At 66.2% G+C, this 14994-nt stretch carries 14 protein-coding genes; 11 read left to right on the top strand and 3 right to left on the bottom strand.

Annotated features, from left to right (window positions below; translation table 11 throughout):
* Positions 1-16 precede the first annotated feature (16 nt).
* From KRZ98_RS04770 to KRZ98_RS04725, 10 genes are all read left to right on the top strand, one after another.
* Positions 17-781 carry an SDR family NAD(P)-dependent oxidoreductase gene (locus KRZ98_RS04770; RefSeq protein WP_217672523.1) on the top strand — a complete coding sequence of 255 codons (765 nt, stop codon included), beginning with the start codon at positions 17-19 and terminating at the stop codon, positions 779-781.
* The gene (locus KRZ98_RS04765) at positions 778-1656 is read left to right on the top strand and encodes a rhamnogalacturonan acetylesterase (RefSeq protein WP_368389783.1); all 879 of its coding nucleotides are present in this window, start codon (positions 778-780) and stop codon (positions 1654-1656) included. The genes KRZ98_RS04770 and KRZ98_RS04765 overlap by 4 nt, the downstream gene beginning before the upstream one ends.
* The gene (locus KRZ98_RS04760; RefSeq protein WP_217672522.1) at positions 1653-2621 is read left to right on the top strand and encodes an alpha/beta hydrolase; all 969 of its coding nucleotides are present in this window, start codon (positions 1653-1655) and stop codon (positions 2619-2621) included. Before KRZ98_RS04765 ends, KRZ98_RS04760 begins: the two co-directional genes overlap by 4 nt.
* Positions 2618-3388, top strand: coding sequence for a (Fe-S)-binding protein (locus tag KRZ98_RS04755; protein ID WP_217672521.1), 771 nt, complete (start codon positions 2618-2620; stop codon positions 3386-3388). The genes KRZ98_RS04760 and KRZ98_RS04755 overlap by 4 nt, the downstream gene beginning before the upstream one ends.
* Positions 3385-4779: a lactate utilization protein B gene (locus tag KRZ98_RS04750; protein ID WP_217672520.1), complete on the top strand. Its 1395-nt coding sequence runs from the start codon at positions 3385-3387 to the stop codon at positions 4777-4779. The genes KRZ98_RS04755 and KRZ98_RS04750 overlap by 4 nt, the downstream gene beginning before the upstream one ends.
* Positions 4776-5408 carry an LUD domain-containing protein gene (locus tag KRZ98_RS04745; protein ID WP_217672519.1) on the top strand — a complete coding sequence of 211 codons (633 nt, stop codon included), beginning with the start codon at positions 4776-4778 and terminating at the stop codon, positions 5406-5408. The genes KRZ98_RS04750 and KRZ98_RS04745 overlap by 4 nt, the downstream gene beginning before the upstream one ends.
* An 82-nt stretch (positions 5409-5490) precedes the next feature.
* A complete protein-coding gene (kduI, locus tag KRZ98_RS04740; RefSeq protein ID WP_217672518.1) occupies positions 5491-6330 on the top strand; it encodes a 5-dehydro-4-deoxy-D-glucuronate isomerase in 840 nt (279 codons plus the stop codon).
* A gap of 107 nt (positions 6331-6437) precedes the next feature.
* A complete protein-coding gene (kduD, locus tag KRZ98_RS04735; protein WP_217672517.1) occupies positions 6438-7193 on the top strand; it encodes a 2-dehydro-3-deoxy-D-gluconate 5-dehydrogenase KduD in 756 nt (251 codons plus the stop codon).
* A gap of 110 nt (positions 7194-7303) precedes the next feature.
* The gene (locus KRZ98_RS04730; protein ID WP_217672516.1) at positions 7304-8515 is read left to right on the top strand and encodes a glycosyl hydrolase 53 family protein; all 1212 of its coding nucleotides are present in this window, start codon (positions 7304-7306) and stop codon (positions 8513-8515) included.
* Positions 8512-9450 carry a glycoside hydrolase family 43 protein gene (locus KRZ98_RS04725; RefSeq protein WP_217672515.1) on the top strand — a complete coding sequence of 313 codons (939 nt, stop codon included), beginning with the start codon at positions 8512-8514 and terminating at the stop codon, positions 9448-9450. The genes KRZ98_RS04730 and KRZ98_RS04725 overlap by 4 nt, the downstream gene beginning before the upstream one ends.
* Here KRZ98_RS04725 and KRZ98_RS04720 read toward each other — a convergent pair.
* From KRZ98_RS04720 to KRZ98_RS04710, 3 genes are all read right to left on the bottom strand, one after another.
* Positions 9406-9900 carry a MarR family winged helix-turn-helix transcriptional regulator gene (locus KRZ98_RS04720; RefSeq protein WP_217672514.1) on the bottom strand — a complete coding sequence of 165 codons (495 nt, stop codon included), beginning with the start codon at positions 9898-9900 and terminating at the stop codon, positions 9406-9408. The genes KRZ98_RS04725 and KRZ98_RS04720 overlap by 45 nt on opposite strands.
* A 101-nt stretch (positions 9901-10001) precedes the next feature.
* Positions 10002-10304, bottom strand: a complete 303-nt coding sequence (locus KRZ98_RS04715; protein WP_217672513.1) for a hypothetical protein — start codon at positions 10302-10304, stop codon at positions 10002-10004.
* A 23-nt stretch (positions 10305-10327) separates the two neighbouring features.
* Positions 10328-13195: a pitrilysin family protein gene (locus KRZ98_RS04710; RefSeq protein WP_217672512.1), complete on the bottom strand. Its 2868-nt coding sequence runs from the start codon at positions 13193-13195 to the stop codon at positions 10328-10330.
* A 150-nt stretch (positions 13196-13345) separates the two neighbouring features.
* On the opposite strand from KRZ98_RS04710, the gene KRZ98_RS04705 reads away from it, so the two are divergent.
* Positions 13346-14968: a M28 family metallopeptidase gene (locus KRZ98_RS04705; RefSeq protein WP_217672511.1), complete on the top strand. Its 1623-nt coding sequence runs from the start codon at positions 13346-13348 to the stop codon at positions 14966-14968.
* Positions 14969-14994 lie beyond the last annotated feature (26 nt).

Below are 14994 nucleotides of genomic sequence, written 5' to 3'. Positions count from 1 at the left end.
AAGAAAGCCCCGCCCCATGAAACTGCTTGAAGGCAAGACCGTCCTCGTCACCGGCGCATCGACCGGCATTGGCCGCGCCGCCGCGATCGGCGCGGCGCAACATGGCGCCAATGTCGCGATCAACTATGCCAATAGCGACGGCCCTGCCCAAAGCTGTGTCGAGGCAATCGAGGCGCTGGGCCAGCGCGCCATCGCGGTAAAGGGCGACGTCGCCGACCCGCAGACCGCGCAGGATTTCGTGGCCAAAGCCGTGGACGCCTTCGGCAAGGTCGACGTCATGGTCAGCAATGCGGGCATCTGCCCCTTCCACGCCTTTCTCGACATGCCGGTCGATGTGGTCGAGCGCACCTTCAAGGTGAACCTGCACGGCGCCTATTTCATGGTCCAGGCCGCAGCCCAGCAGATGGTCAAACAGGGCCATGGCGGTTCGATCGTCGCCGTCTCCTCCATCTCCGCGCTGGTCGGCGGCGAATATCAGACCCATTACACCCCGACCAAGGCGGGCGTTCATTCGCTGATGCAGTCCACCGCCATTGCCCTTGGCAAACATAATATCCGCTGCAACAGCGTCCTGCCCGGCACCATCTTGACGGAGATCAACAAGGATGATCTCGCCGACGTCGAAAAGCGCACCTACATGGAACAGCGCACTCCCTTGGGCCGCCTCGGCGCACCGGAGGATCTCGCCGGACCCATCGTCTTTCTCGCCTCCGACATGGCCGCCTATGTCACCGGTGCCGCGCTACTGGTCGACGGCGGCATGTATGTAAATCTCCAGTGACACCCCCACCTCCCCTCGTCATCCCCGCGAAGGCGGGCACCCATATCACCGCCTCGCGCCTTCCTTTAGGGCGCACGCTTGCCATGCGCTTCCTGCCACTCGCCGCCCTGCTCCTCACGACCCCTGCGCACGCCACCCGCCCCGGCGACACCATACTGATCGCGGGCGATTCTACCGCCGCCGACTATGCCCCCGCCCGTTACCCGCAAACCGGCTGGGGCATGATGCTGCGCTGTGCCGTATCGCCCGAAGTGCGCATCCTCAACCACGCCAGAAATGGCCGCTCGACCCGCAGCTTCCTGGCCGAGGGGCGCTGGGACGCCCTGCGCGCCGACATCATGCCCGGCGATACGGTGCTGATCCAGTTTGGCCATAATGACCAGAGCCGTGGCCGTCCCGAACGCTGGGCGCCCGCGCAGACCGACTATCGCGACAATCTGCTCCGCTTCATCCGCGACGTGCGGATCGCAGGCGGCGTCCCCGTCCTTCTCACCCCGGTCGCGCGGCGCAACTTCGGGCCGGACGGCCGCGCCATCGCCGATTATCCCGCATGGTCCGCCGTGGTGCGCGACCTCTCCACCAAAACCGCCACCCCGCTCATCGACGTGGAATCCCGCTCACGCGCCTGGCTCGACCGCGCCGGGCCGGACAAGTCCAAATCCCTCTACCTCCACTACAGCGCGCAAGACGCTATCCCCGCCTTCCCCAAGGGGATCAGCGACGACACCCATTTCAGCGAGCTTGGCGCGCGGCAGGTGGCCGATCTGGTCGCCGACGGCCTTAAGTCGCTGGCCCTTCCCATATCCGTCAAAATAGCCGACCCTCGCTCGGCGCTCACCCGCACCACCCCGCTTGGAAGGACGGATTGCCAATGACAGCCATCGACCGCCGCACCCTGATTTCCGGCGCGATCGCAGGTGCCGCCCTCGCCCCGACCCTTGCCCACGCACAGGCCATCCCGCTGCCGCCGGGCTTTGTCCGTTTCCCGATCTGGCCGGGCAAGGCACCGGGCGGCGATCATGTCACCGTGACCGAAGCCGAAACCCTGCGCCGCCCCGACGGTGGCCCGCATGACAGCCTCTTCACCCATGTCACCACGCCCACGCTGACGCTGGTGCGTCCGGCACAGCCCAATGGCGCGGCGATCCTACTCATCCCCGGCGGCGGCTATAGCCGGGTCGCAATCGGCCATGAAGGCTATAGCATCGCCCGCCGTTTCGCCGACGCTGGCTATGCCTGCTATAGCCTGCTCTACCGCCTGCCCGCCGATGGCTGGGCGGCAGGCCCGCAGGCCCCGTTGCAGGACGCCCAGCGCGCCCTGCGCCTCGTCCGCGCGCTCGCCCCCCGCGAACGCTATGACGCCAACCGCGTCGGCGTGATCGGCTTTTCGGCGGGCGGCCACCTTGCCGCCTGGCTCACCAGCCGCACGCCCGAACAGACTTACACGCCCATCGACGCCAGCGATCGCGAACCGATCAAGCCCGCCATCGCCGCCTATATGTATCCGGTGATCCAGATGGAGGGCGCGTTCGTCCATCAGGGATCGCGCACCCAGCTGCTTGGCCCCACCCCGTCGCCCGAAACCATGCGCGCCTATTCGCTCGACCAGAATGTCAGCACGCAAACCCCGCCCATATTCTTGGCCCATGCGCTGGACGACGCCGCCGTGCCGCCCGAAAACAGCCTCGCCATGCTCGCCGCCTTGCGCGCCAAGGGCATCCCGGTCGAAGCGCATCTGTTCGAAAATGGCGGCCACGGCTTCGGCCTCATAGCCCCGCCTGCCGCGCCCGCGCCATGGCCCGACCTGTTCCTTCATTTCGCGAAGCGCCACGGGGTATGACTGGTCAAGCTGGGACCCGTCAGGTCGCCCTGTTCGTCACCTGCCTGGTCGACATCATGCGCCCCCGCATCGGCTTCGCCGCGATCCGCGCGCTCGAAGCCGCCGGATGCTACGTTGTGGTGCCACAGGGCCAGACCTGCTGCGGCCAGCCCGCCCTCAACAGCGGCGACCGCGACCATGCCGTCGCCTTGGCGAAGCAGACGATCGAAGCGCTCTTACCGTACGAGGCCATCATCGTCCCCTCCGGCTCCTGCGCCGGGACGATCCGCTGCCACTATCCCGAACTGTTTGAGAACGACCCGGCCTGGCTCCCCCGCGCGCAGGCGATTGCCGCCAAAACCTTCGAGGTCATGGCCTATCTCGACGAAGTGTGCGGCTGGAAACCCGACGGCGTCACCCTCCCCGCCACCGCCACCTATCATGACAGCTGCTCCGGCCTGCGCGAACTCGGCATCAAAGCCCAGCCCCGCCGCCTGCTGGACGCGATCGACGGCCTGTCGCTGACACCGCTGGCGGCCGCAGAAACCTGCTGCGGCTTCGGCGGCACCTTCTGCGTCAAATATCCCGCCATCTCCAACGCCATCGTGGGGGAGAAAGCCGCCGCGATCGACGCGACCGGCGCAGATCTGCTGCTGGCGGGCGACCTCGGTTGCCTCATGAACATGGCGGGCAAGCTCCACCGCGACGGCAGCAAGGTCCGCGCCTTCCATGCGATCGAGCTGATCGCGGGCATGGGCGACGGCCCCGCCATCGGCGAAGAAGCATGAGCAGCTTCACCACCCGCGCCGACGCCGCGCTCGCCGACCCGATCCTCAAAATCGCGGTCGAGCGCACCGCCGGCACCGCGCAGGCCAAGCGAGCCATCGCCATCGACGCCTTCCCCGATTTCGAGGCCGCCCGCACCCGCGCCGCCGCGATCAAGGATCATGTGATCGCCCATCTCGGCCCCTATCTGGAACAGTTCGAGGCCAACGCCATCGCCGCAGGCGCGCAGGTCCACTGGGCGCAGACCGCCGACGAAGCCTGCCGCATCGTCATCGCCATCTGCAAAGCCGCGAATGCCAAGACCGTCGCCCGTTCCAAATCCATGCTGGGCGAGGAAATCGGCCTGCCCCACGCGCTGGAGGAAGCCGGGATCGGCCGGGTCGAAACCGACCTTGCCGAACATATCATCCAATTGGCCGACGAACGCCCCTCGCACATCATCTGGCCCGCCATGCACAAGACAAGCGAGCAGGTCTCCGCCCTGTTCAAGGCCAAACATCGCACCCCGCATGAAGAAGAAACCATCGCCGCCATGGCCCAGAGCGCCCGGCGCGAATTGCGCGGTGCCATGCTCGGCGCGGATGTCGGCATATCGGGCGCCAACTTCCTGATCGCGGACTCTGGCGCAGTCTGCACCGTCACCAATGAAGGCAATGCCGAACTCTCGCTCGTCCCCCCGCGCGTCCATATCGTGACCGCAGGGATCGAGAAGATCGTGCCATCCATGCCCCACGCCATCCATATGCTGCGGATGCTCGCGCGCTCAGCCACCGGCGCGGCGCTGACCCAATATACGACCTTCTACACCGGTCCCAAGCGCCCCGGCGATCGCGACGGGCCGGAGGAAATGCACATCGTCCTGGTCGACAATGGCCGCACCAAAATGCGCGAGGAAGGGCTGGCGGAGATGCTCCGCTGCATCCGCTGCGGCGCGTGCATGAACCATTGCGTCGTATTCCGCCAGATCGGTGGCCACGCCTATGGCGGCACCTATCCCGGCCCGATGGGCGCCGTCCTCACCCCCGCGCTCGACGGCCTCGCCCCTAATCGCGACCTGGCCCATGCCTGCACCCTCAACGGCATGTGCCAGCAGGTCTGCCCGGTCAAAATCCCGCTCCCCACTTTGCTCAAGGGCTGGCGAGAAAAAAGCTGGCGCGAGGGGCTGGAGCCGACCTCCATGCGCGCAGGCCTCAGCCTCTGGGCCTGGGTCGCCACTCGCCCGGCGCTCTACCGGCTCGGCACCGCCATCGCGATTCGCGCGATCCGCCTGCTCGGCCGCAACGGCTGGATCGCCCGCCTGCCGCTGGCGGGTGGCTGGACCCGATATCGCGACCTCCCCAAACCCGCCGCGCAGACCTTTATGAACCAATACAAGCAGGAACAGCGCAAATGAGCGCCCGTGCCGCGATCCTCGCCCGCCTGCAAAGCCCCGCCCCGGATGCCTCGCAAGCCGCCGCGCTGCTCGGCACCCCCGAACGCCCAGCAGTGGACGCCACCAATCTCTTGTCCGAATTTCTCGCCCGGCTGGCCCTTCCTAGCGTCAATGCCAGCCATGACGTCATCGCCAGCCTCACCGACCTCCCCGCAGCAATCGCCCGCTATCTCGCCGACCAGCACGAACCCCTCACCCTCTGCTGCCCGCCCGATCCGCGCCTTGACGTCTGCGACTGGTCCGCCTTCACCCTCCACGCCACTGCCGCGCCGGACGAAACCGCCACCCTCGCCATTGCCCGCACCGCCATCGCCGAAACCGGATCGCTGATCTTCGAAACCAGCCCGACCGCGCCGATGCTGCCTAATTTCCTGACGCTCCACCACATCGTCCTGCTGCCGGTCGCCGCCATCGCCGCCCATCTGGAGGACGCCCCCCTCCCAGGCCCGCAACCGCGCGCCCATTACTGGATCACCGGCGTGTCCGGCACGACCGACATTGAAGGCACCTATGTCCGCGGCGCGCACGGCCCGCGCTTCCTCCATGTCATCCTGCTGCGCGACGAATTTCCTCACATTTCGGACCATTAGTCCATATATCGGGAATTTATGGCTGACAGGCCGCCCGTCCCCCGCTATAAGCCGGGCCAAAGCCCGCCAGCGGAGAGACTCCATGTTCGACAAGACCTATTACGCAACCCACCCGGACATGATGGAGTGCGTCAGCAATGACGAGTTGCGCGATCGTTACCTGATCGGCGGGCTGTTCCGCGATGGCGAGTGCGTGCTGAACTACACCCATGCCGAACGCTTCGTGATCGGCGGCGTCGCGGTCGCCGATGCGCCGGTGGCGCTGCCCGCCCAGACCGAACCCGCCTCCGCCGCTGGCCACCCGTTCCTGGAACGGCGCGAACTGGCGATCGTCAATGTGTCGGGCGTCACCGGCACCGTGACCGTGGATGGCGAGAGCTTCACCCTGGGCAACAAGGATTGCCTCTATGTCACCATGGGCGCGAAGGATGTGCAGTTTGCGGGCGCAGGCGCGCGCTACTATCTCGCCTCCTGCCCGGCGCACAAGGCGTTCACGACGCGCCTGATCTCGCTGGCCGACGCGACGACGCTGGAACGCGGCAGCCTGGAAGAATCCAACGAGCGCACCATCTATCAGCTGGTCATCCCCGGAATTTGCGACAGCGCGCAGCTGGTCATGGGCTTGACCGTGCTCAAGCCCGGCTCGGTCTGGAACACCATGCCCCCGCATATCCATGAGCGGCGCAGCGAGATTTATTTCTATTTCGAGCTGGATGGCCCGGCCGATCGCGTATTCCATTATATGGGCGAGGGCGACGCGATGCGGCACATCGTCATGGCGAACGAGGAAGCGGTCATCTCGCCACCCTGGTCGATCCATATGGGATCGGGCACCAAAGCCTATGCCTTCATCTGGGCGATGGCGGGCGAGAATCAGGATTATACCGACATGAACGTGCTGGACATCTGCCAGCTGGCGTAATTCTCCCCTCACTTCAGGGAGGGGTCGGGGGAGGGCATGTCCGCAACGCCCGGTCCCGACAGCCCCTCCCCTAACCCCTCCCTGAAGGGAGGGGGACAGGAAACCCCATGACCAACCCCTTCGACCTCACCGGCAAAGTCGCCATCGTCACCGGCGCGAATACCGGCATTGGCCAGGCGATCGCCCTCTCGCTCGCCAGCGCTGGTGCGGACATCGCCGCTGTCGGCCGCACGCCTGCGCTGGAGACGGTGCAGAAGGTCCGCGCGCTGGGGCGCCGGGCCGAGATCGTCTCGGCGGACCTCTCCACCATCGAGCCGGTTCAGCGCGTCATCGACGAAACCATCGCCACGCTGGGTGGCCTCCATATCCTGGTCAACAATGCCGGGATCATCCGTAGAGCCGACAGCGTGGACTTTACCGAGGCGGATTGGGACGCAGTGATCGACACCAATTTGAAGGTGCTGTTCTTCCTCAGCCAGGCCGCCGGTCGCCACATGATCGGTCAGGGTGCAGGCAAGATCATCAACATCGCCTCCCTGCTCTCCTTCCAGGGCGGCATCCGCGTGCCGAGCTACACCGCGTCCAAGAGCGGCGTCGCGGGTCTCACCAAGCTGCTGGCAAACGAATGGGCGGCCAAAGGCGTCAACGTCAACGCCATCGCGCCGGGCTATATCGCCACCAACAACACCGCCGCGCTGCAAGCCGACGAAACCCGCAACCGCCAGATCCAGGAACGCATCCCCGCAGGTCGCTGGGGCGACGCCAGCGACATTGGCGGAGCCGCCGTGTTCCTCGCCTCACCAGCCGCAAACTATATCCACGGCCACACCCTCGCCGTCGATGGCGGATGGCTGGCGCGCTAATCCACCCGTTCTCCCGCGAAAGCGGGAGCCCAGGGCGTCGCACACCAACCCAAAAGCCCAAACAAGAGGAGGCACCAACCCTCCCTCCCGCCCCACGCAAAGGAGACAGGATGCCCGCCCTCACCCGCCGCGCCGCGCTCGCCGCTACAGCCCTGCCACTGCTCGCCAGCCCGGCCTTCGCCGCGCCTAAAAAGACCGGCACCCGCCCCGGCCCCTTCCTCATCGGGGCCGACATCAGCTGGATTCCCGAAGATGAAGCCGCCGGTGCGCGCTATTTCGTCGGCGACGTGCGGAAAGACCCTATCCTCCTGTTGCGCGACGCCGGGTTCAACGCCATCCGCCTGCGCATCTTCGTCGATCCCGCCAAGGGCTATTCCAGACGCGAACCCGACAAGGCCTGGGCAGGCCTCGCCCAGACCATCACATTGGGCCGCCGCATCCGCGACGCAGGCCTCTATCTCGTCCTCAGCTTCCACTATAGCGACACATGGGCCGACCCGGAACATCAGGGCGTCCCCGCATCCTGGGCCGGATACGACCTCCCCCAACTCGCCAAAGCCGTCGAAGCCCACACCCACGACACGCTGGTCGCCATGCGCGCGGGCGGCGCGCCGGTCGACATGGCCGTCATCGGCAACGAAACCACCTTCGGCATCCTCTGGCCCCATGGCCGGGTGAAGCTCTCCACCCCCACCGGCAACCCCGTCACCGACGCCAACCATGCCAAGGTCGGGGCCGTGGGCGGCTTCGATGCCTTCGCCGCTTTGCTGCGCGCCGGGATAGCGGGTGCGCGCCGCGCCGAACCCGCCATCGCCATCCAGCTCCACAATCATCTTGGCCGCCACTGGCCAATCGTGCGCGAATGGACCGACGCGCTGATCGCCCGCAAGGTCGATTTCGACGTCATCGGCTTCTCCTGCTACCAGCAGCGCGCACAGGGGGACTGGGCCACGACCTTCGACCAGTTCCTCGCCCGCTATCCCGGCAAAGGCCTGCTGGTCGCCGAATATTCCAGCCGCAAACGCTACCTCAATGATCTGGTCCACGCCCTGCCCGACCGGCGCGGCTGGGGGACTTTCATCTGGGAACCGACCCGTCATCAGGAAGCCCTGTTCGACCGGGAGGGCCGCAACGCAGGCGAAGGCGCGAAACCCGATCTGCTGAGCCAGGGCATCAACAGCGCCGAAGCCCCCGGCGGCCTCGCCAGCGCCCCACCACCGCCAAAGCCCGAACAGACCGGCCCGATCGGCGAAGGCGGCGACTATATCGCCAACCCCCTGCTCGATCTCTACGCCCAGATGGCGAAAGACTATAATCCATGAACCGGCGCGATTTTGCGTTGGGGGCAGGCGCACTGGCCCTCACCGCCTGCGCCACCCGGCCCGCCTTAGCCGCCGACCCGCTCCTCTTCGCCTATTTCACTAGCGGTAAGGGCGAAGCCGACGGCCTCAAACTCGCCGCCAGCGACGATGGCTTCACCTTCCGCCCGCTGGCCGCTGGCCGCAGCCTGCTCGTCCCGCAAGTGGGCGAGACCAAGCTGCTGCGCGACCCCTTCCTGTTTCACGACGGGGCGACCTTCCACCTGCTCTGGACCACCGCCTGGGAAGGGGTGACGATCGGCCACGCGACCAGCGCCGACCTCATCCGCTGGTCGCCCCAACGCGCGCTGCCGGTCATGGCCACCGTCCCCGGCACCTGCAATTGCTGGGCGCCCGAAGCGATCTACAACCCCGTCGCCCGCCACTGGATGCTCTTCTGGTCCAGCACCGTAACGGGGCTCTACCCGGACACCGCAGGCACATCAGAATCGGGCTACAACCATCGTCTCTGGTCCACCACCACCCCGGATTTCGTGACCTTCACCCCGCCACAACCGCTCTACGATCCCGGTTTCAGCCTGATCGACGGCAGCTTCGCCCGCGCGCCCGACGGCAGCCTCCACCTCATCATCAAGGACGAAACCCTCACTCCGCCGCGCAAATGGCTGCGCAGTGCGCCCGCGCAAAGCCCCGCCGGTCCCTTCGGCCCGCTCTCGCCCCCCTTCTCCCCGTCCTGGGTCGAAGGGCCGATGACCGCGCAGGTTGGCGACGCGCTGATCTGCTATTATGACGTCTATAAGGAAGGCCGCTGGGGCGCGGCCATCACCCGCGACATGTTGACATGGAGCGATGTCAGCCCCCGCGTGATCATGCCGCCGGGTGCGCGCCACGGCTCACTGCTCCGCGTCCCCCGCAGGATCATCGCCGCCATCGGCTAATAGCTGCGCCAGCTTCTGTTCGGCAATCCGCAGCCGGAGCAATCCCAGCAGCTCCACCGCGATCTCCACCGCCCCGTCCGGCAAGCCGCCCAGCAATTCGCCGGCCAGCACGTCCAGCCGCGCCTGAATCTGCGCCGCCATGGCCTTGCCCGCCGGGGTCAGCGTCACCCGGTTGGACCGCCCATCCTCTGGATCGGTCGTCCGCTCGATCCACCCGGCGCGCTGCAACTGATCCAGCGTCCGCACCAGCGAGGGCGCGCTGACCTCCAGCCACTGCGCCAGCTCTGCCTGCCGCGACACCGCGCCCACGCTGGCCAGATGCACCAGACACCAGCCCGCGCTCCCGGACACGCCAAGGCCCGCCAGCGCCCCATCCGCCGTCTGCCGCCATCCCCGCGCCACCGGCCCCAGCACATGCAATAAAGCCCGCCCGGCGTCCCGCTCTTTCATATCAATTAGTTAGCTAACTAATCATAAACGGGCAAGGGCGTTGTCATTGTCCAGCTCAGTGTCGGGTTAAGGGAGCCGGGCATCACCCGGCCCCCGCCAACTCAGGCCCGCCGCGTACCGGTAAAGGCCGAAGCGCCGAACGCGCCCAGCTGCATCGTCCCGGTAATCGCGTCCCCGCTGACGTCCGCTTCGCACTCCAGCGTCATCGGCATCGGCATGGTCATTTCCATCTTCCAGGTCAGGCTGTTGCCCGCGACCTTGCCATCGACCACGTCGAGCGACCCCATCATGCCCGCAAAGGTGCCGTTGAACCGGTCGCCATTGCTGATCACGGTGAACACGCCCTTCTGGTCGCCCATCGGCGTCTTGGCCACGCAATCATAGGCGCCATCGACACTTGCCATCTCATTCACTCCTTTGGAAATTGTCAGTCAGCCAGGGTGCCGGTTTCGACCGGCAAGCCCACCGCGTCAAGCTGCGGCCGCACCAGTTTTGCGTCGCCCACCACGACCCAGATCAGCCCGTCGGCATTGATCGCCTCGCGCGCCGCCTTGTCGAAATCGGCTGCGGTCATCGCGCGGTAGATGTTGGGCAGCGTCTCGTAGAAATCATCCGCCCGCCCGATCAGGCTGTTGCGCATCATCGCGCCCAGCAAGTCGGACGACGTCTCGAAACTGCCGGGCAGCGACAGGATTTGCCCGTTGATCGTCTGGTTCCGCTCGGCCTCGCTCGTCCCCTTGGTCGTCAGGAAATCCTTGATGTCCTGCCGCGCCGCGATGATTGATTCGCCGGTCTTGTCGGTCTGCACCGGGGCATAGACCAGCAGCGGGATAGTGTCCTTGACGCCGGGCAGAGATGTCCCGGCGCCATAGGCCCAGCCTTTGGTCTCGCGCAGATCCATCGTCAGCCGCGACGTCGTGCTGCCGCCCAGCACTTCATTGGCCGACTGGAGCGTCACCGGATTGTCGGTCCCCTTCTTGGCTGTCAGAACCCCGGCCAGAATCATCGACTGCGGGCTTTGCGGCTTGTCGATCAGGATGATCCGCGGCGGGCGCGCCATCCGGTCCATGCGGAACAGCTTGGTGCCCTTTGCCGTCGCAGGCGCTTTCCAGTCGCCAAAGCGCTTTTCCAGCAACGGCAGCAATTCGGCCAGGCTGGTGTCGCCGGTGACGAAGATCGTCGCATTGTCAGGCCGCAGCCAGCGGTCATGGAAAGCGGTCAGGTCCGCCCGCGTCACCGCCTTGACCCCGCTTTCCGTGCCCGACCCGGTAAAGGGAATGCCATAGGGATGCGCCTTGCCATAAAGCAGCGGCGGCAACATCCGCTGGGCGATCGCGGTCGGCTCGGTCTTTTCCGCCGCGATCCGGGTCAGCATCTGCCCGCGCAGCCGCTCCACCTCGCCCGGCGCGAAAGCGGGATTGCGCACCACATCGGCCAGCAGCCCCAGCGACGCATCCAGATTGGGCTTCAACGCAAACAGCCCCACCGTGGTCCGGTCCATGCTGTTGCCCGCGCTCACCGATGCGCCCAGCCGCTCTTGCTCCTGCGCAATGTCCAGCGCACTGCGGGTCTTGGTCCCCTCGTCCAGCAACGCCGTCGTCAGCGCCGCCGTGCCGAGCTTGGCCCGATCATCCGCCGCATTGCCCGCATCGAACGCCACCGACACCCGCACCGTCGGCACCGTCGCCCGACGCGCAAACTGCACGGCGATTCCGTTCTTGAGTCTCGCATGTTCGACCGTCGGGAAATCCAGATCAGCCACTGGCTCGATGGGCGGCTCGGCAATCTTGGTGGGGGCAGGCGGCGTCGCTGCCGCTGGTGCAGGCGCGGCGGGATCACGGAAATAAGCGGGCTTATGCGTCGCATTCCCCGCCAGCGCATTGTCCGCCGCCGATCGTTCGCCCGGTGCCACCGTCAGGCGGAACACCGGCCGCCCCAGCCATTTGCGCGCGGCCTCACCCACCTGGGCAGGGGTCGCGCTGGCATAGGCGGCCAGATCCTTGCGATATTTCTCCGGGTCGTTGGAATAGACCGCCCCTTCGGCCAGCGTCACCGCCTTGCCCGAAAAGCCGCCGACCTGCTCCAGTCCCGATATCGTCCCCGCCAGCTGCCGGGTCGCGGCGCGCTGCACCTCGTCGGCGCTCGGTCCCTTGGCCAGATAGTCGGCCAGCAGCGCATCGAGCCGCTTGCCCACGGCGACCGCATCGGTCCCCGGCTTCACATCGACGGTAATCTCGGCCAGGCTCAATTTCTCGAACGGCTGGACGCTGGCCTTGACGCCCACCGCCACCTTCTCGTCGCGCACAAGGGTGTTGTAGAGCCGCGAGGAAGCCAGCCCACCAAAAACCGACAGCGCCAGATCAAGCGCGGGCAGATCCGCGCCATTGACGCCCGGCACCACCCAGTTGCGGTAGAGGCGGGTGGCCGCGACATTGTCATGCATCACCTTCTCGACATCCTTGTCGAGCGTCGGGACGGTCGCGTCCACATCCTGCGGCGCGGGGCCAGCCGCGATATTGCCGAACCAGCGCTCGACCTTCTTCTTCGCGGTCGCCGCGTCAATATCCCCGGCCAGCACCAGCACGGCATTGTTGGGACCATAATGGGTCTTGAACCAGTTTTGCACATCACCCAGACTGGCGCTGTTCAGGTCCGCCATCGACCCGATGGTCGAATGGCGATAGGGATGGCCTTCGGGCAGCAAAGCGGCCAGCTGCGCATATTCGACCAGCCCATAGGGTTCATTCTCCCCCATCCGCTTTTCATTCTGGACGACGCCGCGCTGGGTATCCAGCTTCTGCTGCGTCACCGCGCCCAGCAGATGCCCCATCCGGTCCGACTCCAGGAACAGCGCCCGGTCGAGCGCCCCGGTCGGCACCGTCTCGAAATAATTAGTCCGGTCGAACCAGGTCGTCCCGTTCCAGTCGGTCGCGCCAATATCCTCCAGCCGCCCGAAAAACGGGCCATCGGCATTTTCAGAGCCATAGAACATCAGATGCTCGAACAGATGGGCAAAGCCGGTCTTGCCTGCCGGTTCAAAGCGCGATCCGACATGATACCAGATCGACACCGCCACCACCGGCGCCTTGCGATCGGTATGGACGATCACCCGCAGCCCGTTTTTCAGCGTGAATTGCTCATAGGGAATATCGACCGCCGACACGAGGCTGGAGAGCGGCGCGGGCGCAGCACTGGTCGCTACCGTCTGTGCCACTGCCTGCGTCATGGGGGACAGGGCAATCGCCGACAGGCCGATCAGCAGTGACAGGCGACGCGACAGGGGGGAAAGGGTCATGAACAACCTCTAGGAAAATGCAGCCGGGTTGGTCACCCGCGGAGGACGCTAGAATAGCGGGGCGTTTTAGCAGCGCAATACGCATGACGCTGGACAGCGCGGCTGGCCGCGATAGGTTCCGGGACATCATAGATTGCAAAGGCACTTCCCATGTTCCGCCGCCTGCCCCTGCTCGCTTCCTTGCTCGCTCTCTCCGCGCCCGCCCTCGCGCAGGAACCGACCTTCTCCCCCGACGCGATCCGCGCCGACGTCAGCTTCCTGGCCGACGATCTGCTTGAAGGGCGCGACGCCGGGACGCGCGGCTTTGACATTGCCGCCCGCTACGTCGCCGCCCGCTTCGCCGCGCTCGGCCTGCAACAGGCGGTCAAGGATAGCTGGTATCAGCCGGTCACGCTGGCGGTCGCCGAACTTGACGCCAAAGTGAAGCCCGCGCTCACGATCGGCGGCACCCGCTTCGACACGGGCAGCGATGTCGCGATCGGTGCATTCGGTCGCGAACCGGTCCAGAGCATCGAGGCAGGCGCGGTGTTCGTGGGCTATGGCCTGCAATCGGACCGCGAGAAGATTAACGATTATGCGGGCCTCGACCTGCGCGGCAAATTCGCCGTCGCCCTTTCCGGCTCGCCGGTCGGTATGCCCAGCGAAGTCGGCGCGCATCTGGCCGCCGAAAAGCCACTGGCCGCGCAAAAGGCGGGCGCGATCGGCCTTATCACGATTCCCAGCCCCAGCCTGCTCGCCCGCACCCCTTGGGAAAAGCTGCGCGACCGCGCCAGCGAACCGACCGTCAGCTGGCTCGATGCGCAGGCCAAGCCTTTCACCCGCACCCCCGCCATTCGCGGCGGCGCATCGATCAATGGGGCCGCTACCGAAGCCCTGTTCGCCGGATCAGGCCGCAAGATCGCCGCAATCATGCAACTCGCCGCCAAGAGGGGGGGGCGGCCCAAGGGCTTTGCTCTCAAACCCCTCATCCGGCTCGACCGCACCAGCACGGTCCGCACCGCCGCCTCCTCCAACGTCATCGCCATCCTGCCCGGATCGGACCCGGCGCTGGCAGGCGAATATGTCCTGCTGATGGCCCATCTCGACCATAATGGCGTGCGCGAAAGCGCCAAGGGACCGGACAAAATCTATAATGGCGCGATGGACAATGCGTCAGGCACCGCGACGATGCTGGCCGTGGCCAAGGCTTTTGCCGACAGCGGCACCCGCCCCAAACGCTCCATCCTGCTCGCGGCGGTCACGGCAGAGGAGGACGGCCTGCTCGGCTCCCAATATCTCGCGCGCAATCCCGTCCTGCCGACAGGGGGCAAGCTGGTCGGCGTGGTCAATCTCGACATGCCGATCCTGACCTATGATTTCGCCGATGTCGTCGCGTTCGGCGCGGAACATTCCACCCTCGGCCCGATCGTCGATCGGGCGGCCAAATCCGCAGGCGTCACCCTCTCGCCCGATCCGCTCCCGGCGGAAGGCCTCTTCACCCGATCCGACCATTATCGCTTCGTGCAGGAAGGCGTACCATCGGTATTCCTGATGACCGGCTTCGCTGGCCCCGGCAAAACCGCATTCGAACATTTCCTCAAGACCGACTATCACCAGCCATCGGACCAGATCAGCCTGCCCTTCAACTGGCAGGCCGCCGCCAAATTCGCCCGCGTCAATTACGCCATCGCCCGCGACATTGCCGACGCGCCGCAAGCCCCGCTTTGGTATCAGGGCGACTTTTTCGGCGATGCCTTCGCGCCCGATCAGCCGAAGGCCAGCGCGCCAAAATGAGCTGATCTTGGGTGGAAATTGCGTAG

Source organism: Sphingobium sp. AS12 (assembly GCF_019097845.1).
Taxonomy (GTDB): Bacteria; Pseudomonadota; Alphaproteobacteria; order Sphingomonadales; family Sphingomonadaceae; genus Sphingobium.
The sequence above is the reverse complement of the archived record's forward strand: the minus strand, read 5'-3'. Positions and strand labels throughout refer to the sequence as shown.